The following is a 20,749-nucleotide window of genomic DNA, read 5'->3' as shown; positions in this document are numbered from 1 at the left end:
GCCGGGTGCCGAAGATCCTCGTCATCGACGATCAGCCCGCCGTCTGTGTCGCGCTGACGACGCTGTTCGAGCTGCACGGGCACGAGGTCCGCGTCGCCGCCACGCCCGATGAGGCGATGGCGGCGGTGCTCGGCGACGAGCTCGGCGCCGTGGTCCAGGACATGAACTTCCGGCAGAGCGCCACCTCGGGCGAAGAGGGGATGGAGCTGCTCCGCCGGATCAAGGCCGTCGACCCCGAGCTGCCCGTCGTGGCCATGACCGCGTTCACGTCGATCGCGGGCGCGGTCGAGCTGATCAAGGCCGGGGCGAGCGACTACGTGCCCAAGCCGTGGGACGACCAGAAGCTCGTCGCCACCGTGGGCAACCTGGCGCGGCTGCGGGCGCTCGAGCAGGAGAACGCGCGCCTCCTGGCCCAGCGCGGGCGCGCGCGGCACAGGCTCGCCGAGCGCCACGACCTGGCCGGGCTCGTGTACGCGAGCGACGCGATGCACGAGGTCGTGAGCCTCGCCGTCAAGGTCGCGCCCGCCGACGTGCCCGTCCTCATCACCGGGCCGAACGGCACCGGGAAAGAGCTGCTCGCCACCATCGTCCAGGCCAACTCGCGGCGGCGGGACCGGCCGTTCGTCAAGGTGAACGCCGGGGCCCTCCCCGACGAGCTCGTCGAGGCGGAGCTGTTCGGCGCCGAGCCAGGCGCGTTCACCGGCGCGACCCGCCTCCGCGCCGGCCGCTTCGAGGAGGCCGACGGCGGCACCCTCTTCCTCGACGAGATCGGCACGCTGTCGCTGAACGGCCAGAAGAAGCTGCTGCGCGTCCTCCAGACCGGCGAGTACCAGCGGCTCGGGAGCAGCGTCACCCGCAAGGCCGACGTGCGCGTGCTGAGCGCGACCAACCGCGATCTCCCGCGGGCGATCGCCGAGGGATCCTTCCGCGAAGACCTGTACTTCAGGCTCAACGTCATCGAGTTGACGATCCCCGCGCTGCGCGATCGCCCCGAGGACATCGCGCCGATCGCGAGCCACCTGCTCGATCGCCTCGCCGCGCGCGCGGCGGGCGGCGAGCGGGTGACGCTCGGCCAGCGCGCGCGCCACGCGCTCGCCGAGCACGACTGGCCGGGCAACGTCCGCGAGCTGGAGAACCGGCTCACCCGCGCGGCGCTGGTGCGCAAGGGCGAGACGATCGAGCCGCACGACCTGGGGCTCGACGCGGTCGCGCGCGTGCCGCCGGCGCCAGCTGCGCACGCCGCGTCGCCCGCGCCTTCCGCGACCTCCTCCGAGCGCCTCGAGATCGAGCGCGCGCTCGTCGAGGCGCGGGGCGTCGTCGCCAAGGCCGCGGCGTCGCTCGGCCTGAGCCGGCAGGGGCTCTACAGGCGCATGGACCGGCTGGGGATCCAGATCGAGCGGAAGCTCAAGTAGCGCGCTCGTCCGGCGGCGGCGGCAGGCGGCACTCCGCCTCGGCCCCGCCCCCCTCGCGGCGCCGCAGCGCGAGCGCGCCGCCGTGCGCGGTCGCGATCTCGCGGCAGAGCGCGAGGCCGAGCCCGCGGCCCTGTTGCTTCGTCGAGTAGAAGGGCAGGAGCGCCTTGCCCGGCGCGTCGTCCGGCAGCCCGTGGCCGCGGTCGGCCACCGTGAGCGCGAGCTCGCCCGTCGAGAGGCGCCGCACCGAGACCTCGATCTGGTCGGGCGGGCTCCCGGCCTCCACGGCGTTCTTGAGCAGGTTCAGGAGGAGCTGCTGGATCTGCGCTGGATCGAAGAAGCCTGGCTCGTCCGGCGCGCCGCCCAGCGTGAAGGGCGCGAGCCCGCGCAGCCGCTCCAGGAAAGGGCGCCACGCGACCCGCTCGGGGGCGGGCGGCGGGAGGCGCGCGAGCTCGGCGTACGCGGCGAGGAAGCGGGCGAGGTGCGCGCTCCGCTCCTCGATGGTGTCGAAGACCACGCCGAGGCGCTCCCGCTGCTCCGGGCGATCGAGCAGGAGGCGGCCCGAGTGGAGGAGCGAGGAGATCGGCGCGAGGGAGTTGTTGAGCTCGTGGCTGATCAACCGGATCGCGTTCCTGTGGAGCTCCGCCTCCCGGCGCGAGATCTCGCGCGTGAGCGACCGGACCGAGACGAGGACGTGCGCCTGGGTGTTCAGGCGGAACGCGCGGCGGGCGACGTACAGCGTCTCGATCTCGCCCCGGCGCTCGACGGACACGAGGGCGTCCCGCCCGGCGACCATCGCGGCGCGGAGCTCCTCGGGCTCCCCGGCGAGCAGCGCGGAGAGCGTCCTCTGGCCAATGCGCTCGCCCGCGGCGAAGAGGGCGCGCGCGGCGCCGTTGCCGTACACGATCCGGCCCGCCTCGTCGTGGAGCACCATCGCGACGGGCGTGGCGTCGAGCGCCGTCTCGAGCAGGAGCTCCTTCTGGTAGAGGTCGTCGCGCTGCGCCCGCAGGGCGTCGCCGAGGCGGTTGTGGCGCTCGACGAGATCCCCGAGCTCGTCCCGGCGGTCGTGCCGGACGCGCTGCGTGTAGTCGGACTCGGCGAAGCTCGCGAGGCCGTCGGTCACCGCGCGGAGCAGGCCGACAGCGCGCCCGAGCAGCGCGCGGGAGGCGAGCGCGCCGGCGACCAGGGCGAGCCCGAGCCCCGCAAGGGCGGACACGGGCAGGGACGCCTGCGCTCGCGCGGCGGCGAGGCTCCCGGCGCAAGCCGCGGCGGCGGTCAGGGCGACCACCGAGGCGAGGCGGACCTGGAGGGGCACACGGAACGGCGCGCGGGGCCACGCGCGGAAGGAGGTCATGATCGCGACGCCTCCGCGGGGGAAACCGCGCTCGCCCGGAGCGCGGGCACGAGCGCCGCGGCCATGCCCGCGAGCCAGAAGGCCACGGCGACCAGGAGCACCGTCGGCGGCTCGAGGGGCACGTCGAGCTCGGGGGCGGCGGCGCGCGCCGCGGCCCGGAGCCCGGCGAGGGCGACGGCGCCGGCGCCGAGGCCGGCCGTCGTGAGCAGCGCGTTCTCCGCGAGCACGAGGCGCGCGACGTCGGCGCGGGTCGCGCCCAGGGCGCGGCGGATGCCGAGGGCCTGGCGGCGCTCGGCCACGAGCAGCGAGGCCATCCCGATGCGCCCCAGGAACACGACGACGAAGATCGCCCCGAGGAGCGTGAGGGCCAGGCCGCCCGCGCCGCGGCTCGTGCCGGCGTCGAGGTCGACGCCCTCGTCGAGCCGGCGCACGAGCACGGCGCGGCGCGGATCGGCGCGCTCGAGGGCCTCGCGCACGCGCGCGCCGGCGCGGTCGTCAGCGCCCGGACCGACACGGACGAGGTACGTCAGCGAGCGGCCGAGGGCGGGCCCCTCGGCCGCGAAGAGGGCGCGCTGGGCGTCGTCGGGATCGCGGCCCATGGCGACGCGGAACGACGGGACGACGCCGACGACGACGAGGGGCCTCTGCCGGGCGCTCCGGCGCACGATCTGCCCGACCGCGCGGCCGTCCGGGAAGAGGCGCGCCGCGAGCGCCTGCGTGACGACGGCGGGCGTCGCCTCCGCGCCCGCGGCGTCCCCTGCGGCGAGCAGGCGCCCCGCGAGGGGAGCGAGGCCGAGGACCTCGGCGACGCCGCCGCGATCGTCGAGCATCCAGGCGACCGCGCGCGGGCCGCCCGGGAGGGTCGTCTCGACGACCTCCCGGTGCGTGAGGTTGAACGGCGCCGCGGTCGCCTCGGCGGCGGCGAGGACGCCGGCGACGCGCGCGAGGGCCGCGGCGTCGCGGCGGACCGCGGCCGCGCGCTCGTCGAGGGACGCGAAGCTCGGGCCGTCGCGCTCGGTCGCGGCGAGCAGCAGCGACCGCGTCTCGATGCCGCGCGGCGCGGAGGCGCCGCGGGCATAGTGGACGGCGAGCCCCGAGGCGTGCACGGCCACGGCGAAGCCGAAGGCGGTCTCGAGCACCATGAGGAGCGCGGGCGTCTTCCGGCGAGAGAGCGCCCTGACGAGGGGGCCTAGCACGATCGCCGGAGCCCTTCGGCCGGAGGGATCCTCGCCGCGCGCAGGGCCGGGTACGCGCCGGCGAGGAGGCCGGCGGCCATCGCGGCCACGAGCGCCGCGCCGGCGGAGCGCGCCTCGAGGTGGTAGTCGACCGGCCGGAGGTGGATGACGCGGTTGACGATCTCGAGCGCCGCCGCGGCGACGCCGATGGCGAGCGCGGCGGCGCTCGCGGCCACGAGCGCCACCTCGGTCAGGAGCCCGAGGAAGACGCCGCGGGCGCTCGCGCCGAACGCGCGGTAGACGGCGATCTCGGCGCGCTTCGCCCGGAGCTTGCCCTCGAGCAGCCGCGCGACGCTGAGCGTGCAGGCGCCGAGGAGGACGTCGGCGAGCAGGACGAACAGGGTCGTTCCGGGGTCGTCCGCGCGGAGCGCGTGCAGGCGCTCGCGCGGCACGAGCTCGGCCCCGAGGACGCGCCGGCCGCGCGCGCGCTCGCCGCGGGCGTAGGCGTCGAGCTCGGCCTGGAACGCGGCCCGGCTGGGCTCGTCGCGCAGCTCGACCACGAGATCCAGCCAGCCGTTGTCGGTGGCGGCGAGCGCGTCGAAGCTGCCGCCCGGGTCCTCGACCTCACGGACCAGCGCCGGCCGGACGCCGAGCGCGAGGCCGGCGGCGCTCGGCGCGAAGACGACGGCCGTGCGCGGGGCGCGCGTGCGCGGGGCGGCCGGGAGCGCGACGACGCCGACCACCCGGAACGGCTCGCCGAAGAGCCGCAGCGTGCGACCGATCCCGCTCGCTCCGGAGAACAGCGCGCGCTCCGCCACGTCGGAGAGCACGACGGGGCGCTCCTGGCCGGCGCCCTCCGCCGCCGGCCAGATCGCGCCGCTCCGGACCGTTGCGCCCACCATGCCGAAGAGATCGCTGGTGCAAAAGATCACCTGGACAGGGACGAGCGGGCCGTCGTCCGGGCTCCCGGCGGCCACGGCGGCGAAGAGATCCGACGCGCGCGAAGGGTGGGGGCTCTCGAGGAGGACGCGATCCCGGTAGCTCGGGGGATCGATCACCCTGGGATCGGTGACGGCGCCGCCCTCCCGCGGGAGGGAGACGAAGTAGAGCCCGCGCGCCGACGCGAACGGATCGGACGCGCGCGCGTGGAGGACCGCGCGCGCGGCGGTCCATGCCGCGAGGCCGAGCGTGAACGCCAGCAGCATGATGGCGGTGTGCCCGGGCTGCCGGCCGAGGCTCCTGAGGGCCATCCGGAGCGCGTCGCCGGCCGTCACGGGAGGCCCTCCGGCGGAGCTTCCGAGGGCGGCACCGGCGGCGCGGGGGCCCAGGGATCGATGAGCTTGCCGTCGAGCACGTGGACCCTGCGGCGCGCCCGCGCCGCCAGCTCGGGGTCGTGCGTTGTCATGACGATCGTCGTGCCGCCGGCGTGGATGCGCTCGAGCAGATCGAGGATCTGCCGCGCCGAGCGGGAGTCGAGGTTGCCGGTGGGCTCGTCGGCCAGGAGGAGCGAGGGCTCGCCGACCAGCGCGCGCGCGATCGCGACGCGCTGCTGCTGGCCGCCCGAGAGCTCGCTGGGCCGGTGGTGGAGCCGCGCGCTCAGGCCGACGCCCTCGAGCGCGCGCAGGGCGCGCTCGCGCCGCACACGCGCGGCCAGGCCGCGGACCCGCAGCGGCACGTCGACGTTGTCGAACACGTCGAGGTCGGCGATGAGCTGGAAGCTCTGGAACACGAAGCCGATCTTCCGGTTTCGGATGGCGCTCGCGCGGGCATCGGAGAGCCCCTGCATCGGCTCGCCGTCGAGCAGGTACTCGCCCCCGTCGAAGGGATCGAGCAGCCCTGCGACGTTGAGGAACGTCGTCTTCCCGGAGCCGGAGGGGCCCATCACGGCGAGGAACTCGCCGCGCGCGACGTGCAGCGTGAACCCGGCAAGCGCGTGGGTCTCGAACAGGCCGCGCCGGTAGACCTTGGTGACGTTCGTCATCCGTAGCATGTCGGTCTCTCTGGCAGGAAATGCAGGTACTTTATCTTCAAGGCCACCGGCCAGACAGCTACCGTCGTCGCGTGAAGCGGCCCCCTGCATCGAAATCCGCTCCCTCTGCCGCGCCGCGCGCGCATCGCCATGGACCGACGCGCAGGGTGGTGGCCGTGGCCTACGACGGCGCGAGCGCCATCGACGTGGTGGGGCCCACCGACGTATTCGCCCTGGCCTCGGACATCGCGAGAGCGAAGGTGCCCGGCGCTCCCCCCGCCTATGCGGTCGAGATCGCCGCCGTGGACGGCGGCGTGATCCGGACGCTGTCGGGGGTGCAGATCGTCGCCCACAAGGCGCTCGCGGATCTGGCCCCCGGCATCGACACGGTGCTTGTCGCCGGGGGCGAGACCCGTGAAGCGACGCGGGACGCCCGGCTGCTCGCCTGGCTGCGCGCGACGACGCCCGAGGTGCGGCGCATGGGCGCCGTCTGCACAGGCGCCTTCCTCCTCGCCGCCGCGGGGCTGCTCGCGGGGCGCCGCGCGGCCACCCACTGGCATTCCGCGGCAGCGCTCGCGCGCGAGTTTCCCGGCGTCGAGGTCGACCCCGACGCCATCTTCGTGCGCTCCGGGAAGATCTACACGTCGGCGGGCATGACGGCGGGCATCGACCTCGCGCTCTCGATGGTGGAGGAGGATCTCGGATACGACATGGCGCTCCTGGTGGCGCGGGGGCTCGTGGTGTTCCTCAAGCGCCCGGGTGGACAGTCCCAGTTCAGCCGCCCGCTGCTCGCGCAGACGGTCGCCGCGGGCCCGCTGCAGGGCGTGATCGACTGGGTGCTCCGGCACCTCGACGCCGACCTGCGCGTCGAGGCGCTGGCGGAGCGGGCCGGGATGAGCCCGCGCAACTTCGCGCGGACGTTCACCCGGGCCATGCGGATGACCCCCGCGAAGTTCGTCGAGGCGGCCCGGCTGGAGCAGGCGCGCTCCTGCCTCGAGGGGGGCCGAGCGTCGATGAAGCAGCTGGCGCGCGACTGCGGCTTCGGTTCGGACGAGCGGATGCGGCGCGCGTTCCAGCGCACCCTGCAGGTCACGCCGGAGGACTACCGGAGGCGCTTCGGCCGAGCGTGAGCGGACGCCGGGCGCTCGGCCGAGCGCCGTCGACGCTCGCCGGATACTTCGCGCACGGCTGCACGCGACGGGGTGCGCGGGGCCCTGCGCCCGCGTGTCCTGAAAGCAGGGGACGATGTCCTTTCCGCCGCGGCCGGCGCCGCTCACAGTCAGGCCTGCGAAGCGCGCTCATGAGCGCCGGGCGCACGGCCGCGTCGAGGCGAAGCCCAGCCATCGAGGCGATCATCGGCGGATGACGAGACGAAACGAAAGGGTTCAGGGACGAACGATGACGGACACCTATGACATCAAGCTGCCAGATCCTCAGCCGCCGCTCCAGGTCGGCATGGTGCTCTACCCGGGCCTCACGGCGCTGGATCTGATCGGCCCGCAAAGCGTGCTGACCGCTCATGCGACGACCTATCTGCTCTGGAAGACGCGCGACCTGGTCATGACGGACTCGGGGGTTCCTATCCAGCCGACGGCGACCTTCAGCGACTGTCCGGACGACCTGGACATCCTGTTCGTGCCGGGCGGCATGGGCACCCCCGACGCCATGGTGGATCAGGAGGTCCTTCGCTTCCTGAGGGATCGGGGCGCCCGCTCCAGGTACGTGACCTCCGTGTGCACGGGGTCGCTCATCCTGGCGGCGGCAGGTTTGATGCAAGGATACAAGGCCACGACACACTGGTCCACGCGCCACATCCTGGAGGCGTTCGGCGTGGAGTGTGTCCGGGCGCGCGTCGTGGTCGATCGCAACCGGATCTCGGGCGGCGGGGTGACCGCAGGCATCGATTTCGGGCTGACGCTGCTGGCGCTGCTGCGCGGAGACGATGCCGCGAAGCTGACGCAGCTCATGCTGGAATACGACCCCGCCCCGCCCTTCAACGCCGGGACGCCCGAAGCTGCGGGACCCGAGCTGACGCAGCGCCTATTGAGCGTCCTCGACCCCTACGATCAGCAGATGCGGAAGATCGTCGCCGAGAGGAGCAGCAGGGCGAGCTGAAGCGCCGGCCGCGCGGCCGCCACGGGCCGCAGCATCATGCCAGCATCTGTCGCCGCATCCCTCGTCGATCGGGAGCGCGCCGTCCACGCCGCGGCCTCCCCGGGGCTGGTCGTCACGTGGATCGCGGGATACCTCTTGACCGCGCTGCGGCAACTCCCCATGACGGAGCTCTGGATCGCCGCGGCGATCACCCCGCCGCTGGCTTCGCAGCTCGCCCTCGTCCACGGCGGGCGCGTTCGTAATGACCTTTACCCTTCCCTTCGTGGTGCTGCTGATGATGGTCTTTCAACCCATCTGGTCTGGTGTCGAACGATGAGCGCGCTCCGCGCCCTGCGCCTCGTCGGCTTCCTGGAAGGGCTGTCCTTCCTGGTCCTCCTCGGCATCGCGATGCCGCTCAAGTACCTCTTCGAGCTGCCGATCGCCGTGCGGATCGTCGGCAGCGCCCACGGGCTCCTCTTCCTCCTGTTCGTCGGCGCGCTGATCCGCGTGGCCAGCGAGCGCGACTGGCCGCATCGCCGCTCCCTCGCGGCGCTCGTCGCGTCGCTCGTCCCCTTCGGGACGTTCGTGCTGGATCGCGCCCTGAAGCGCGAGATCGAGGGCGACACGCAGGCGGCCGGCGATGGCTGACGCCGGCGCGTCGCGTCCACGTCACGCGCGCCGGCGCTGCGCGCGCCGCGCGCGGATGCGGCTCAGGGACACGGGCGTGATGCCCAGGTACGACGGGCAGGCCAGGACTGGCTGAGCTTGCGAGGCGGTTGCATTCGCCCCGGCACGCTTGCCTGCTTTCGAAGCCGCTCGTCCGCCTCGATGTCGCGACGCGCCGACAGCGCCGATCGCACCGGTGCGCTATAAGGTGTCGTCGCGGATGAAGCAGCAGCAAGAGCAGCTGTGGCTCGTCGACTTCATCGGAGGGCTCCCCCTCCCCGTCCTCGTGCTGAGCCCGGCTGGTGTCGCGATCCACGAGAACCCGGCGTATCGCGCGCGGTTCGGCCCGCGCGCCGACGAGCGCAGCGAGAACGCGCCCGCGCTGCGGGGCGGGCACGCCTCGGCGCTTCGCGCGGCGCTCGACGGCGTCTCGCGCGCCGTGCCGCTCGGCTCGATCAGCGGCGCCCCGTTCACCGGGCACTATTTCCCGATCCGCGATGCGTCAGGCGCCGTGGCGTTCGTCGGCATCCTGTTCGTCGAGGAGCGCGCCGCTCCGGTGCCGGCCGCTCCAGCGCTGACCTCGGAGACCCATGACATCCCGGAGGTCGAGCGCAGCCTTCGTCGCATCCTCGACATGATGCCACAGCTCGTCTGGTCGACGCGGCCCGACGGGTATCACGATTTCTACAACCGCCGCTGGTACGACTACACAGGCGAGACGCCCGACGCCACGCGCGGCGCCGGCTGGAACGACCAGCTGCACCCGGACGACCAGCAACGCGCCTGGGAGCGGTGGCAACGCTCCGTCGAGACGGGGGAAGACTACCAGATCGAGTACCGCTTCCGGCGCGCCGACGGCGCATACCGCTGGTTCCTGGGCCGCGCGCTGCCGATGCGCGACGACGCAGGGCGCATCCTCCGCTGGTTCGGCACCTGCACCGACGTCGACGATCAGAAGCGCCTCGAGCAGCAGCGGGCCGAGGTCCTGGCGCAGGCCGAGGAGACCAGCCGGCTGAAGGACGAGTTCCTCGCGATCGTCTCGCACGAGCTCCGCACGCCCCTGACCGCGATCCTCGGGTGGGCGCGCATGCAGCGCTCGCGGCCGGAGCTCGCGCCCAAGGCGATGGCGGTCATCGAACGCAACGCCGAGGCGCAGGCCAGGCTCATCGAGGAGATCCTCGAGAGCTCGCGCATCGTGACCGGGAAGATCCGCCTCTACCCCAGGAACGCGAGCGTGAACGAGCTCGTCCGCACCGCGGTCGACGCCATCCGGCCGGCCGCTGACGCGAAGGCCATCGGCCTCGAGGTCAGGCTCGATCCCGGTGTCGGGGACATCGTCTGCGATCCCGATCGCTTCCAGCAGGTGGTCACGAATCTGCTGGTCAACGCGGTGAAGTTCACGCCGGGCGGCGGGAAGGTCGGACTCCAGACGGCGCTCCGCCCGGGCGGCGTCGAGGTGACGGTGACGGATACCGGGAAAGGCATTTCGGCCGCCTTTCTCCCGCACGTGTTCGAGCGGTTCCGCCAGGCGGAGGCGGCCACCACACGGCATCACGGCGGACTCGGTCTCGGGCTGGCGATCGTCAAATACCTCGTCGAGATCCATGGCGGCACCATCCACGCGCGGAGCGACGGCGAGGGGAAAGGGGCGTCCTTCAGCGTGCGCCTGCCGGTGCGGGCCGTGGCCCTGGCGCAGAGCGAGGGCTCCGAGGTCTCGTCCGAGATCGAGCACCCCTCGGCCGGGACGATCCCCCGGCTCGACGGGCTGCGCGTGCTCGTCGTCGACGACGAGCCGGACGCGCGGGAGCTCGTCACCATGGTGCTGCGCGAGGCGGGCGCCCAGGCGGACGAGACCGGCTCGGCCTCGGCCGCGCTCGAGATGCTGAGTCGCGCTCGGCCCGACGTGCTCGTCAGCGACATCGCCATGCCGGAGCAGGACGGCTACGCCCTCCTTCGCGAGCTCCGATCCCGCGCTCCGGACCTCGGTGGCTCCGTGCCGGCGCTGGCGCTCACCGCCTTCGCCCGGCGCGAGGACATCGTTCAGGCTCGGGACGCCGGGTTCCAGCTCCACCTCGCCAAGCCGGTCCAGCCGGGCGAGCTCGTGGCGGCGGTGTATCGGCTCGCGCGTAAAGGCGCCTGATACGCACCAGTCGTCGAAGCGGGGAGAATTTCACAGGGAGGCGGGGAGACGGGGAGTATTTTGAAGATTCCCCTCCCCGTCTCCCCGCCTCCCTGTGAATTGTCTCCGCTGAAAAGGGCTGCAAATGAGCGGATTCCTCGGGGGTCAGGCGGGAGGGTTCCAGTCGGCATAGTAGCGTTGCCGCATGCGCTCACAGTAGGCAACGAGGTTGGGCTGGGCCTCGGCGTGACGCTTCAGCGGGGAATCGACGGGGAAGCGGAGCACGCTGGCGAGGAGGGCGTACACGGTCGCGTCCACCGAGCTCGGCTCGGTCCCGAGCATGAAGGGCTGGTCGCCGAGCAGGGTGGCGATGGCGCCGAGGTCCGCCTTGCCCTGGGCATAGATCTCCTCGCGGCTGTGGCGCCCCGTGCCCTGCGCGCGGAGCATGCCGGTCATCCTTTTGCGCAGGAGCTCGACGATCACGCCGCCGACGACCGGCGGCATGAGCGGAAGGAAGATGGGGCGGTAGGCGGCCCACCCCTCGGGCTCGCTCCAGCGGACGAACACCACCATCCAGTAGAACGCCTCTTCGAGCATGCGCCGGATTACATGACCTCGAGCGCGCGCCTCCGCGGTGAGGTGGGCGTCGAGCTTGTCGCCGTGGGCGCGCTCCAGCTGCTCGATGATGAGCTGCGAGTCGCCCACGGTACAGCCGTCGATGTCGGCATAGGGGACCTTGCCCTTCGGCGCGCGGAGCGGGTCGGCGGAGCGCACCTCGTAGGGGAGGCCGACCATGCGCAGCCAGGTCTCGAGCTTGAGGCAGAAGGGGCTGATGTTGGGGACGCCCCACGCGGCGGGGGCCTGATAGAGGGTGATCATCTCGGCGCTCCTCGTTGAAGTTCCAGCACGTCATCTCATCTCTCCGAGGAGCGGCGCGGCGTCCACGTAGACGGATGAAGGACGGAATCCCTCGCTCGTCCCCCGCAAGAAACCGGCGCCGGACCTCGGGCGCACGACACCTGTCCGCCTCCGCGGCGGACACCTGTCCGGACGCGGACACGCGCCCTCGCGCGCCGCCCGCCGATTGCCGCCAATCCTCTCGGGCACGCCCGCTGCTTGGGCGCCTCGCATGCGTCTTCTCATCCGCTTCGTTTTGCCCTCCGCCACGGCGCTCCTCCTCGGTTGTTCCCCCGAGGCGGCGCCGGGCGCGAGCACCCCGACATTCCACAGGGACATCGAGCCGCTGCTCCAGAAGAGCTGCCTCGGGTGCCACGCGCAGGGCGGCACCGCGCCGGTGAGCCTGGCCTCGTACGAGAACGCGAAGGCGCTCGCGCCGGTCATCGCCGACGAGACCGAGGCGCGGCGGATGCCGCCGTGGGGCGCCCTGCCGACCGACGAGTGCGCGCCCCCTCGCCCGTTCCGCGGGGACCTGCACCTCTCCCTCGACGAGATCGCCCTGCTCCGCGCCTGGAGCGACGCTGGCGCGCCCAAGGGGGATCCCGCGGACGCCCCGGCCCCCTATACGCTCGTCGCCGCAGGCCTGTCGCGCACGGACCTCGAGCTCTCGCCCAGGGCCCCCTTCGCCGCGGCGGAGGGCTCCGACAGCTTCCGCTGCTTCGTCCTCGATCCGGGGCTCACGGAGCAGGCGTGGGTCCAGGGCTACGACGTGCTGCCGGGCAACCGCGCTGTCGTGCACCACGCGCTGCTCTTCATCGACGCGAACCGCGAGGGAGAGGCGCTCGGCGGCGAGAGCGGCAGCTACGAGTGCTTCGGCGACGCGCGCCTCTCCGAGACGTCGCTGCTCGGCGCCTGGGCGCCGGGCACGCAGGCGTTCGAGCTGCCGCCGGACATCGGCATCTCGGTGCCAGCGAACGCGCTGCTCGTGATGCAGGTCCACTACCACCCGAAGCCGGGCGAGGCGCCCTCGCCCGACGCGACCCGGGTCGCGCTGCGCCTCGCGGACGAGAAGCCGAGCCGCGCGCTCTCGAACCTCGCGCTCGGCAACGCCGAGGCGCCATTCCGGGACGGCAACGGGCTTTTGCCCGGGCCGGGCGACCGCGGGAGCGTCGAGTTCCGGATCCCGGCCGGCGCCCGGGGGCACGTGGAGCGGATGCGGTACGTCATCGACTTCCCGATCCCCGAGATCTCGATCTACGGCGCCGGCGTCCACATGCACCGGGCCGGCGTCGACCTCAAGGTCGACCAGATCCGCGCCGATCCGCGGGGCGACGAGGCCGACCGCCAGTGCCTCGTCCAGACGCCGGCGTGGGACTACAACTGGCAGCGTCTCTACAGCTACGACGCGCCGATCGACGAGCTGCCCACGCTGCGGTCGGGCGACACGATCGAGCTGCGCTGCACGTACGACAACACGACGGAGAACCCGGCGCTCGCGGCGCAGCTCATCGAAGAGCGCCTGCCCGCGCCGCAGGACATCGTCCTCGGCGAGTCGACGCTCGACGAGATGTGCGTGGCGTTCCTGCCTGTCGTCCACCCGAACCCCTGAGGAGACGCCGATGCCTTCGAACCCCTTTCATGCACTGTTCGGTCTCGGCGCGCTCCTGCTCGCCGCCTGCTCTTCACCGCCGAGCGCCGCGCCGCCCGGGCCCACGACGCCGCGCGAGGACCTCTGCCCCGAAGGCTTCGCCGATTGCGACGGCGACAGCGACAACGGCTGCGAGGCCGCCCTGCTGACGAGCGTCGAGAGCTGCGGCGCGTGCGGCGCGCGCTGCGCGGGCGGCGACGGCGCGACCGCGCTCTGCGCGGCGGGCGCCTGCACCCTCGCGTGCGACGCCGGGCGGGCCGACTGCGACGGCGACGGCGACAACGGCTGCGAGGCCCTCGTCACGGAGGATCCGCGCCACTGCGGGGCCTGCGGCGTGACCTGCGCCGACGCCTGCTGGAACGGCACCTGCGACGCCGCCGTGCTCGCAGACGAGCTCCGGCTGCCCACGTTCGTCAGGATGGACGCGACCGGGCTCTACTGGACGAACCAGGGCACGGGCGACGCGCCGGACGGGAGCGTCATGCGGCTCGATCCGGGCGGCGGGACGCCGGTGGCGCTCGCGCCCGAGCAGGAGCTCCCGGGCCCGCTCGCGCTCGACGAGGCCGCTGTGTACTTCGCGCACGCGCGCGGCCTCGCGGCCGTCCCGAAGGCCGGCGGCGAGGTGACCGAGCTCGCGCCCGACGCCCGCCGCGTCACGGCGCTCGCTGTCGACAAGGGCGCGCTCTACTGGGTCGAGGCGGGGACGCCGCCGGCGTTCGAGGACGGCGGGCTGTTCACGCTGCCGCTCGGCGCCGAGCCCGGCGCGGCGAAGGTGATGCTCGCGGCCATCCCGGGCGCCGCCAGCGGGGTGGCGCTCGACGCCGGCCACGTGTACGTGACCGCGCGGGGCACCGGCGCGGCCGACGGCGCGATCTACCGGGTGGCGCGCGACGCGGCGCCGCCGAGCGCGCCGGAGAGGCTGCACGAGGCGCTGGTCGCCCCGCGCGCTCTCGTGGCGCGCGGCGGCGCGCTGTGGCTCATCGAGGGGCGCGGGATCGCCACGTTCTCGCCCGGGAGCCCGCTCCGCAGGGTCGTCCCGGATCTGCCGCAGATCCCCGCGCAGCTCGCGTTCGACGACGCGCGCGTCTTCTGGACGACCGCGCGGGAGGCCGACGGCCAGGTGCAGAGCGCGCGGCTCGACGGCAGCGATGTCGCGACGCACGCGCGCAACCTGAGCTACCCGTGGGGCATCGCCGTGGACGGGACCAACGTCTACTTCAGCCTCGCGTGGAACGGCGGGCCCGCGACGGGGGCGCTGGTGCGCGGGCCGAAGGGCCCGTGACCGCGCTCTCCGCCGGGGGAGCCCGGCCTCAACGCCGGCCGACCCTCGCGCTCGCCGCGGCGTGACCGCGCTGGATCGCGCGGGTCCAGAGGTCGGGGCGCTCCGGGCCGTGGTCGCCGGCGCGGGCGATCTCGGCGCAGATCGCGGCGGTGAACGCGTCGCCCGCGCCCGCCGCGCGGGTCTCGGCCACGACCGGCGGGGCGAGCGCGATCTCGCCGAAGGGGCCGGCGGCGCGCGCTGCGCCGGCGCCCTGGGTGAGCACCAGGGTCGCGCTCGGCCGCATGGCGGCGCGCACCTGGGCGTCGTCGAGGCCGAGCCCGGCGAGGTCCGCCGCGCTGCACCGCACCACGTCGGCCTCGCGGAGCAGGGCGTGGAGCACGCGCGGATCGCGCCCGGCCCAGAGGCGCCACCGCGCGTTGAGGTCGACGACGACGACGGTGCCCGTACGGCGCGCGGCCCGCGCGGCCCGGCAGAGCGCGGCGATCGGCGCGAGCGCCGGAGAGATCCCCGAGAGCAGCAGCACCGGCGCCGCCCACCCCTCGGGCACCGAGAGGGGCAGTTCGTCCTCTGCGCGGTGGGCGACCATGTGCCGCGCCCCGCCGGTGTCCTCCAGCAGGATGAGCCCCTGGCGGGTCGGGATCAGCGCCACACCCGCGACGTCGACGCCGGCCGCCGCGACCCTCGCCAGGAGCGCCCGACCCGGGGCGTCGTCGCCGAGCGCGGCCGCGAGCCCCACGCGCAGCCCGCTCCGCGCGAGCGCGACAGCGGCGTTCACCGCCCCGCCGCCTGGACGGAACCGCAGCGAGGCACCGCCTGGAGGCGCGAGATCCCAGAGGGCCTCGCCGGCACAGATGACGTCCAGGGTCGCCCCCAGCGACGGCGCGACCCGCGCCGCGGCAACCCGCCCAGCGCTCGCAAACATCGATGCCATGGGGATCCCCATCTTACACCACGGGGATCGCAGCAGCGCGCCGTAACTTGATCGTCACCACAGACGTCGAGCTGCTCCTGCTGCACTCGTGAACCTTCGGCCCAGCACGAACTGCACCGCAGGCGCACGTGTTGCGTGGCAGGGGACAGGCCCTCCGGCCTGCGCCGCGCCTGCGCCGGCCGGCACGAGCCATGCAATCGTCGAGCATCGTCAATCGTCGGTCGTGACGAGCGCACGAGCGGAGCGCGGGAGGCCCCAATGCGGAACAGGATGGAAGACGTCAATGAATTCCTCTCCCACCGGCGGGTGGCCCTGGTGGGCGCGTCGCATGACGACAAGGACTTCAGCCGGATGGTGATGCGGGAGCTCATCGATCGGGGTTACGACGTCGTTCCGGTGAACCCGGGGGGCGGCGTGATCGAAGGCCGCGTGGCGTACGCCGGGGTCGGCGAGATCGATCCCCCGGTCGAGGGGGCGATCGTGATGACCCCACCCCAGGTCACCGAGCAGATCGTGCGAGCGTGCGCCGCTGCCGGCATCCAGCGCGTGTGGCTGCACCGGGGGGTCGGTCAGGGTGCAGTGAGCGCGCCTGCCGTGCAGGCCTGTCAGGAGCTCGGGATCCGCGTGGTCGCGGGCGAGTGCCCGCTGATGTTCCTCCCGAACGCGGGCTTCGTCCACCGGCTCCACCGGTTCACCAACAAGATCGCGGGGAGTTACCCGGCGCGCGCGTGAAGCGCCATGAACCTGGGAGATCTCGAGATGACCTCGTATCCTGTCACCTTCACCGTCACGCGCCCCTGGAAGCTCGATCGCGTCCAGCTCCTCGCGCGTGTCCTCCTGCTCGCGGCGCTCTCGATTGCCGGCGTCACGGTGGGCTTCGTCATGATGCTTGTCTATCTGGCCCTGCCCGCCGTGGCGGCCGCGCTGGTGGCTCAGAAGGGATCGGCCCGGTTCCTGGCCGAGGACGGCCCGAGGCTGACGCGCGCGCTCGTGTGGCTACAGGCCGCGTTCGCTTATCTCTTCCTGCTCACCGACAGGCTCCCGCTCGATCGCCCCGCCGAGACCGCGCGCCTCGACATCGGTACGACCGGCGCGCCGACAGCGAAGGACGCGCTCCTGCGCCTCTTCACGAGCCTCCCCTCGGCCATCGTCCTCGCGCTGCTCTTCTGCGTCGCCTATCTGGCGTGGCTCGTCTCGGCGGTCGCGGTCCTCTTCACCGAGCGCGTCCCGACGGCCATCTACGATTTCCAGTGCGGCGTGCTCCGGTGGCAGGCGCGGCTCCTCGCCTATCATGCGTCGCTGGTCGACCAGTACCCGCCGTTCGCGTTCGATCCGGGTCCCCTGGACGGCACCCCGCGCGATCACGCGGGCACGTTCGCCTGAGGCGTCCTCTCGGCGCCGAGGAAGGAGCCCGTTCGCTGGTCCCTGCCGCCGGAGCGAGCCGTCACAGGTCGACGACGCAGACGACGCTCGTCGTCGTGTCCTCGCCGTGCTCCGTGACCTCGATCTGGATCTTCGAGGTTGCCTCGTCCGCTCCGGTGCCGAAGCGAGCCGTGAAGTCCAGCTCGTACCAGGTCTCGAGCGTGATCGGATCGGACACCTTCCACGCGAGTTGCTCGAAGCCGCTGATCGACGTGTGATCGAAGACGAAGATCGTCTTGTCGGGAGCGGTGTGCGAGACGGTGAGGGAGGGGCTCGTGAACTCGTAGGCGCCAACCTCGCCGAGCTCGAGGCTGCAGGCCTCGCCCGAAGGCGTGGTCCCCTCGTAGGTTCCGACCAGGCAGGCGCTCGCGCTGGGATCGCTCGTCAGGGAGATGTCGGGACAGGCGGCGAGGCGCTCTTCGAGCGCCGAGAGGCTCGGGCCCGAGCCGCCCGAGCCCGAGCTCGAGTCGCCCGACCCGTCGTCGTCGCCTCCGCAGGCCACCACCAGGCCGAGGGTGAGCACGGGAACGAAAGCCAGGTAGGAGCGCCGTCGAGCGGGGTTCATGCCACGGGAGGATGAGGTCATCCGACAGAGGTTAGTGGAGACGCCAGCGCTCGCCCAGCTCTGTCAGATCTGACAGGGGCTCCGGCCCTCGAGCGCCGCCGGTCCGAGCGAGCTCCACTCGGTCGGTACGATGTGCCCTTCACGCGTGCAACCTGAGCTTCCCGTGCCCGCCGCTGCGTGACCGCGCTGGAGCGCGCGGGCCCAGAGGACTGTGCAGGGCTTTCGCCCTCCGGTCCTCCGGCCTTTGCGCTTCTTCACGCACCGACGCGGTCGCCCTGACTACGCTGACCCGCATGGCATCCGGAAAAGGTCGCTTGCTCGGGCTCCTCGGCGGGCTGGTGCTGACCGAGGCGAAGGTGCAGGCCGTGGGCACGCCCCACCCGCTCTACCGGCGCGTGGTGCTCGAGGGCGAGGGGCTGCGCACGAGCAGCTGGCAGCCCGGCGACAAGATCCAGGTGCTCCTCCCCTCGAACGACGTGCGGACGTACACCCCGATCGACTGGGCGGGGGGTCGGACCACGCTGCTCCTCCACGCGCACGGGAGCGCGCCGGGCGCACGGTGGACGGAGGCCGTCCGCCCGGGCGACGTCGTGCGGTTCGTCGGCCCGCAACGCTCCCTCCGTCTGGGAGGCGTGGGCCTCCTGACCGGCGACGAGACCTCGCTCGGCGTGGCGGCCTCGGCGCGCCGCCTCGGCGCCCACGCCGTCCTCCGGGTGACGAACGTCCCCGCGGCGGAGGCGGCGTCGCGATCGCTCGACGTCTCCGTGGACCTCGCGGGGTCCGACGAGGAGGCCGCCGCTTTGCTCCGCGAGCGCGCGGCGGGCGTCGCCACGGCGGTGGCCTGCGGCGGCGGCGCGTGGGTCCAGCGGGCCCGGGAGGTGCTCCGGGCGGCCGGGGTGCGGGAGGTGCGCGCCAAGGCCTACTGGATCGCGGGCAAGACCGGGATCGACTGACCCTCTCTGCACACCGGCGAGCGCTGGAAGGGTGGTTTGTTGGCCATCCTCGCGCATCCTGATAGCCCCTCGGCTCGAGGTGGCCGGGATCGATGATGCAGATCGGACGCTGGGCGCTCGCCGTCGCGCTACTCACGCTCTCTGCTGACGCCCGTCCGGACCCGCGGAGCGGCGTCGCCGAGGCGCCGCGCGCCCGCGCCGGCGTCACGCTCGCCGAGACGCGGAGCCGCGTGCATCCCGCCGCCACGCGGCTCGGTGACGTGGTCCCTCTCCTGCGGCAGGACGCGTCCGCCGAGATCTCGGCGATCGACTGGAGCCCGCTCCGGCTCACCCGCCGCTACGGCGTCGCCGCCACCGTGGTGCGCCTGGACACGAAGCGCACCGGGGAGCGAACCCTGACGGCGGCCTGCGTGGTATCGGCGGCCGTGCGCGAGCTCGACACGGGCAACATCCTCTTCGTGGTCGAGGGCCGCGCGCGGGTCGAGGACAGCGCGGCGGCCGGCGAGCGCGCCCAGCGCGACGCCCTCCGGGCCGCCATCCAGAGCGCCGTGCGCGCGGTGCCGGACGGCCTACGCCGCTCGCGGTGAGCTGATCCGCGTAGAAAAAGAGACCCCTCAGGGGTCGGATCGACCGTGCTCCCCCGCGGGCGGCGGGGAGGAAAGCGCGTCGACCTCGCCGCGCGTCACGCGCTTGTCGCCGTCGCGGTCGAGCGCCTTCATCATCTCGCCGACGACCACCTCGGACGGCGTCTCGGAGCTCGCCCTCGACGCGGCGGCCCTCAGCTCCTCGGCCGAGACGCGGCCGTCCCCGTCGGCGTCGATCGCCTCGAAGGGCCCGAGCTGGCGGACGAGGTCCGCGGCGAACGACTCCACGAGGACGAGCTTCGGATCGCGGCCGCTGTCCGCCGGCGGCACCTTCTCCGGGTGCTCCTGGGCGAAGCGGACAAGCGGCGCGATGTCATCCATGCCGCCGAGGAGCCCGCGCGGGAGGGCGATCCGGTACGCGCGCTCGTCGACCAGCGGGAGGCCGTCGATCGCGCTCAGGACGCCTCGCGCGTCCGTCGCCATCCGGTCGTCGATCTGGAGGTAACCGCCGTGCTGGGCGGGGGCGCGCGACCGCGACGCGGCGACGGCCTCGCGGACGACGCGGCCAGGCAGGAGGGTCACCACCACCTCGTTGCTGAAGGGCACCTCGGCCTTGAGATCCCCGTAGGTGAGGCGCTCCCGGTACGCGCGGCCGCCGCGGATGCCGCCGCCGTTGAAGAGGCACCCCTCCGCCCCGAAGGCGTCGCGGATCCGCGAGCAGAGCAGCGCGCCGAGCGACGTCTGCTGGACCCGCGTCCCGACGGACGAGAGCTCGCTCCCCGGCGGGAGCCGGAGGAGGGTGGCCGCGTCGAGGTCCCGCACGATCTGCATGTGGCGGTCGACGCGCGCGCGCATCGCCGGATCCTCGGGATGGGCGCCGACCTCCTCGATCCGGACGGTGACCGCGGGCAGGTCGGGCACCCCGGCGGGCGGCGCCATGGCCGGCCACACGAGGTCGATGATGGCGGCGCTCTCCGCGTCCGTGCCGGCCTTCACGACCCAGCAGCCGTCCACGTCGTCGAGGATCACCTCGTGCTCGTGCCCGCCGAGGATCACGGGAAAGCACGGATCGCGCTGCGCCCGTGCGAGCTCGAGGTCCTGGTCGCGGCTCTGGTGCGTGATCGGGATCACGCACGCGCACCCCTCGTCGCGGAGGAGCCGGCGGGTCCAGCGGAGGGCCGCCTCGTTCGCCGGCTCGATGTCGATCCCCCCGAACGCATCCCGCCGGTACAGGCCCTTCACGTGCACGAGCAGGCCGAGGAGGCCGATCCGGACAGCGCGCCCGCCGGGGCTCGAGACGTCGAGGATCTCGTGCGTCGGCAGCGCCGGGGCGAACGAGGGCATGTTGGTGTTGAGCCACGTGCCCCGGAACTCCTGCACCCGCGCCCTGAGCTCCGGCAGCTCGACGTCGGCCTCGTGGTTGCCGAAGATGGTGTGGGTGATCGGCAGCGCGTTCATGCAGTCGACCATGCCCCTGCCGTGATCGAGGCTCGACAGCAGGCTCGGCGCGAGGAAGTCGCCGGCCATCACCGCCAGGAAGCGATCCGCGGGCGCGGCGGCGTGGCGCCGCACGAGGGTCGCGAGGCGCGGGAGGTTGTCGAGCAAGTACACGTCGTTCACGCAGACGATCCGCAGAGAGGGGCCTCTGGGCAGGGCGTGTGCGGCGTCGGTCATCGCCATC

At 73.4% G+C, this 20,749-nt stretch carries 19 protein-coding genes; 11 read left to right on the top strand and 8 right to left on the bottom strand.

Annotation, left to right across the window (positions count from 1 at the left end):
* Positions 1-5 precede the first annotated feature (5 nt).
* Positions 6-1,412, top strand: coding sequence for a sigma-54-dependent transcriptional regulator (locus tag WME97_RS47360; protein WP_437547685.1), 1,407 nt, complete (start codon positions 6-8; stop codon positions 1,410-1,412).
* Here the strand turns inward: WME97_RS47360 and WME97_RS47355 are convergent.
* The 4 genes from WME97_RS47355 to WME97_RS47340 are packed head-to-tail and all read right to left on the bottom strand — an operon-like array spanning position 1,405 to position 5,928.
* Positions 1,405-2,763, bottom strand: coding sequence for a sensor histidine kinase (locus tag WME97_RS47355; RefSeq protein ID WP_437547684.1), 1,359 nt, complete (start codon positions 2,761-2,763; stop codon positions 1,405-1,407). The genes WME97_RS47360 and WME97_RS47355 overlap by 8 nt on opposite strands.
* Positions 2,760-3,959: an FtsX-like permease family protein gene (locus tag WME97_RS47350; protein ID WP_437547683.1), complete on the bottom strand. Its 1,200-nt coding sequence runs from the start codon at positions 3,957-3,959 to the stop codon at positions 2,760-2,762. Before WME97_RS47350 ends, WME97_RS47355 begins: the two co-directional genes overlap by 4 nt.
* Positions 3,953-5,212, bottom strand: coding sequence for an ABC transporter permease (locus WME97_RS47345; RefSeq protein WP_437547682.1), 1,260 nt, complete (start codon positions 5,210-5,212; stop codon positions 3,953-3,955). Before WME97_RS47345 ends, WME97_RS47350 begins: the two co-directional genes overlap by 7 nt.
* Positions 5,209-5,928, bottom strand: a complete 720-nt coding sequence (locus WME97_RS47340; RefSeq protein ID WP_437547681.1) for an ABC transporter ATP-binding protein — start codon at positions 5,926-5,928, stop codon at positions 5,209-5,211. The genes WME97_RS47345 and WME97_RS47340 overlap by 4 nt, the downstream gene beginning before the upstream one ends.
* A gap of 155 nt (positions 5,929-6,083) precedes the next feature.
* Between WME97_RS47340 and WME97_RS47335 the strand changes: the two genes are divergently transcribed.
* From WME97_RS47335 to WME97_RS47320, 4 genes are all read left to right on the top strand, one after another.
* The gene (locus tag WME97_RS47335; RefSeq protein WP_437547680.1) at positions 6,084-7,037 is read left to right on the top strand and encodes a GlxA family transcriptional regulator; all 954 of its coding nucleotides are present in this window, start codon (positions 6,084-6,086) and stop codon (positions 7,035-7,037) included.
* Between the two features lie 268 nt (positions 7,038-7,305).
* A complete protein-coding gene (locus WME97_RS47330; protein ID WP_437547679.1) occupies positions 7,306-8,022 on the top strand; it encodes a DJ-1/PfpI family protein in 717 nt (238 codons plus the stop codon).
* Positions 8,023-8,334: 312 nt separating this feature from the next.
* The gene (locus WME97_RS47325; protein WP_437555637.1) at positions 8,335-8,649 is read left to right on the top strand and encodes a DUF3817 domain-containing protein; all 315 of its coding nucleotides are present in this window, start codon (positions 8,335-8,337) and stop codon (positions 8,647-8,649) included.
* A gap of 238 nt (positions 8,650-8,887) precedes the next feature.
* Positions 8,888-10,807: an ATP-binding protein gene (locus tag WME97_RS47320; protein WP_437547678.1), complete on the top strand. Its 1,920-nt coding sequence runs from the start codon at positions 8,888-8,890 to the stop codon at positions 10,805-10,807.
* 144 nt (positions 10,808-10,951) lie between these two features.
* Here WME97_RS47320 and WME97_RS47315 read toward each other — a convergent pair whose 3' ends face one another.
* Positions 10,952-11,665 carry a glutathione S-transferase family protein gene (locus WME97_RS47315; RefSeq protein WP_437547677.1) on the bottom strand — a complete coding sequence of 238 codons (714 nt, stop codon included), beginning with the start codon at positions 11,663-11,665 and terminating at the stop codon, positions 10,952-10,954.
* 250 nt (positions 11,666-11,915) lie between these two features.
* Here WME97_RS47315 and WME97_RS47310 point away from each other — a divergent pair, with 250 nt between their 5' ends.
* Both WME97_RS47310 and WME97_RS47305 read left to right on the top strand, forming a co-directional pair.
* Positions 11,916-13,292, top strand: a complete 1,377-nt coding sequence (locus WME97_RS47310) for a hypothetical protein (RefSeq protein ID WP_437547676.1) — start codon at positions 11,916-11,918, stop codon at positions 13,290-13,292.
* 10 nt (positions 13,293-13,302) lie between these two features.
* Complete coding sequence (locus tag WME97_RS47305) at positions 13,303-14,613, top strand: hypothetical protein (protein WP_437547675.1); 1,311 nt, start codon at positions 13,303-13,305, stop codon at positions 14,611-14,613.
* Between the two features lie 28 nt (positions 14,614-14,641).
* On the opposite strand, the gene WME97_RS47300 is transcribed toward WME97_RS47305, so the two are convergent.
* Complete coding sequence (locus WME97_RS47300; RefSeq protein WP_437547674.1) at positions 14,642-15,544, bottom strand: PfkB family carbohydrate kinase; 903 nt, start codon at positions 15,542-15,544, stop codon at positions 14,642-14,644.
* A gap of 270 nt (positions 15,545-15,814) precedes the next feature.
* Here WME97_RS47300 and WME97_RS47295 point away from each other — a divergent pair, with 270 nt between their 5' ends.
* Both WME97_RS47295 and WME97_RS47290 read left to right on the top strand, forming a co-directional pair.
* On the top strand, positions 15,815-16,276 hold the full coding sequence (locus tag WME97_RS47295) for a CoA-binding protein (protein ID WP_437547673.1): 462 nt from the start codon (positions 15,815-15,817) through the stop codon (positions 16,274-16,276).
* A 27-nt stretch (positions 16,277-16,303) separates the two neighbouring features.
* On the top strand, positions 16,304-16,927 hold the full coding sequence (locus WME97_RS47290) for a DUF4389 domain-containing protein (protein WP_437547672.1): 624 nt from the start codon (positions 16,304-16,306) through the stop codon (positions 16,925-16,927).
* A 61-nt stretch (positions 16,928-16,988) separates the two neighbouring features.
* Here WME97_RS47290 and WME97_RS47285 read toward each other — a convergent pair whose 3' ends face one another.
* Positions 16,989-17,531, bottom strand: a complete 543-nt coding sequence (locus WME97_RS47285) for a hypothetical protein (protein WP_437547671.1) — start codon at positions 17,529-17,531, stop codon at positions 16,989-16,991.
* Positions 17,532-17,824: 293 nt separating this feature from the next.
* Between WME97_RS47285 and WME97_RS47280 the strand changes: the two genes are divergently transcribed.
* Both WME97_RS47280 and WME97_RS47275 read left to right on the top strand, forming a co-directional pair.
* The gene (locus WME97_RS47280; RefSeq protein ID WP_437547670.1) at positions 17,825-18,484 is read left to right on the top strand and encodes a siderophore-interacting protein; all 660 of its coding nucleotides are present in this window, start codon (positions 17,825-17,827) and stop codon (positions 18,482-18,484) included.
* 92 nt (positions 18,485-18,576) lie between these two features.
* Positions 18,577-19,071 (top strand): hypothetical protein, encoded by a 495-nt coding sequence (locus WME97_RS47275; protein WP_437547669.1) that lies wholly within the window; start codon positions 18,577-18,579, stop codon positions 19,069-19,071.
* Positions 19,072-19,098: 27 nt separating this feature from the next.
* Here the strand turns inward: WME97_RS47275 and WME97_RS47270 are convergent, their stop codons facing one another.
* The gene (locus WME97_RS47270) at positions 19,099-20,742 is read right to left on the bottom strand and encodes a 5'-nucleotidase C-terminal domain-containing protein (protein ID WP_437547668.1); all 1,644 of its coding nucleotides are present in this window, start codon (positions 20,740-20,742) and stop codon (positions 19,099-19,101) included.
* Positions 20,743-20,749 lie beyond the last annotated feature (7 nt).

It is taken from the genome of Sorangium sp. So ce367, assembly GCF_051520455.1.
Lineage (GTDB): Bacteria > Myxococcota_A > Polyangia > Polyangiales > Polyangiaceae > Sorangium > Sorangium cellulosum_B.
Note: the sequence above shows the minus strand (reverse complement) of the source record. Positions and strands in the feature narration are given on the sequence as shown.

Excerpts from the sequence above, each read along its gene's own strand:
- WME97_RS47355 (WP_437547684.1), bottom strand. The coding sequence starts at position 2,763 with ATGACCTCCTTCCGCGCGTGGCCCCGCGCGCCGTTCCGTGTGCCCCTC.
- WME97_RS47340 (WP_437547681.1), bottom strand. The coding sequence starts at position 5,928 with ATGCTACGGATGACGAACGTCACCAAGGTCTACCGGCGCGGCCTGTTC.
- WME97_RS47330 (WP_437547679.1), top strand. The coding sequence starts at position 7,306 with ATGACGGACACCTATGACATCAAGCTGCCAGATCCTCAGCCGCCGCTC.
- WME97_RS47325 (WP_437555637.1), top strand. The coding sequence starts at position 8,335 with ATGAGCGCGCTCCGCGCCCTGCGCCTCGTCGGCTTCCTGGAAGGGCTG.
- WME97_RS47320 (WP_437547678.1), top strand. The coding sequence starts at position 8,888 with ATGAAGCAGCAGCAAGAGCAGCTGTGGCTCGTCGACTTCATCGGAGGG.
- WME97_RS47315 (WP_437547677.1), bottom strand. The coding sequence starts at position 11,665 with ATGATCACCCTCTATCAGGCCCCCGCCGCGTGGGGCGTCCCCAACATC.
- WME97_RS47310 (WP_437547676.1), top strand. The coding sequence starts at position 11,916 with ATGCGTCTTCTCATCCGCTTCGTTTTGCCCTCCGCCACGGCGCTCCTC.
- WME97_RS47305 (WP_437547675.1), top strand. The coding sequence starts at position 13,303 with ATGCCTTCGAACCCCTTTCATGCACTGTTCGGTCTCGGCGCGCTCCTG.
- WME97_RS47300 (WP_437547674.1), bottom strand. The coding sequence starts at position 15,544 with ATGGCATCGATGTTTGCGAGCGCTGGGCGGGTTGCCGCGGCGCGGGTC.
- WME97_RS47295 (WP_437547673.1), top strand. The coding sequence starts at position 15,815 with ATGGAAGACGTCAATGAATTCCTCTCCCACCGGCGGGTGGCCCTGGTG.
- WME97_RS47290 (WP_437547672.1), top strand. The coding sequence starts at position 16,304 with ATGACCTCGTATCCTGTCACCTTCACCGTCACGCGCCCCTGGAAGCTC.
- WME97_RS47285 (WP_437547671.1), bottom strand. The coding sequence starts at position 17,531 with ATGAACCCCGCTCGACGGCGCTCCTACCTGGCTTTCGTTCCCGTGCTC.
- WME97_RS47280 (WP_437547670.1), top strand. The coding sequence starts at position 17,825 with ATGGCATCCGGAAAAGGTCGCTTGCTCGGGCTCCTCGGCGGGCTGGTG.
- WME97_RS47275 (WP_437547669.1), top strand. The coding sequence starts at position 18,577 with ATGATGCAGATCGGACGCTGGGCGCTCGCCGTCGCGCTACTCACGCTC.
- WME97_RS47270 (WP_437547668.1), bottom strand. The coding sequence starts at position 20,742 with ATGACCGACGCCGCACACGCCCTGCCCAGAGGCCCCTCTCTGCGGATC.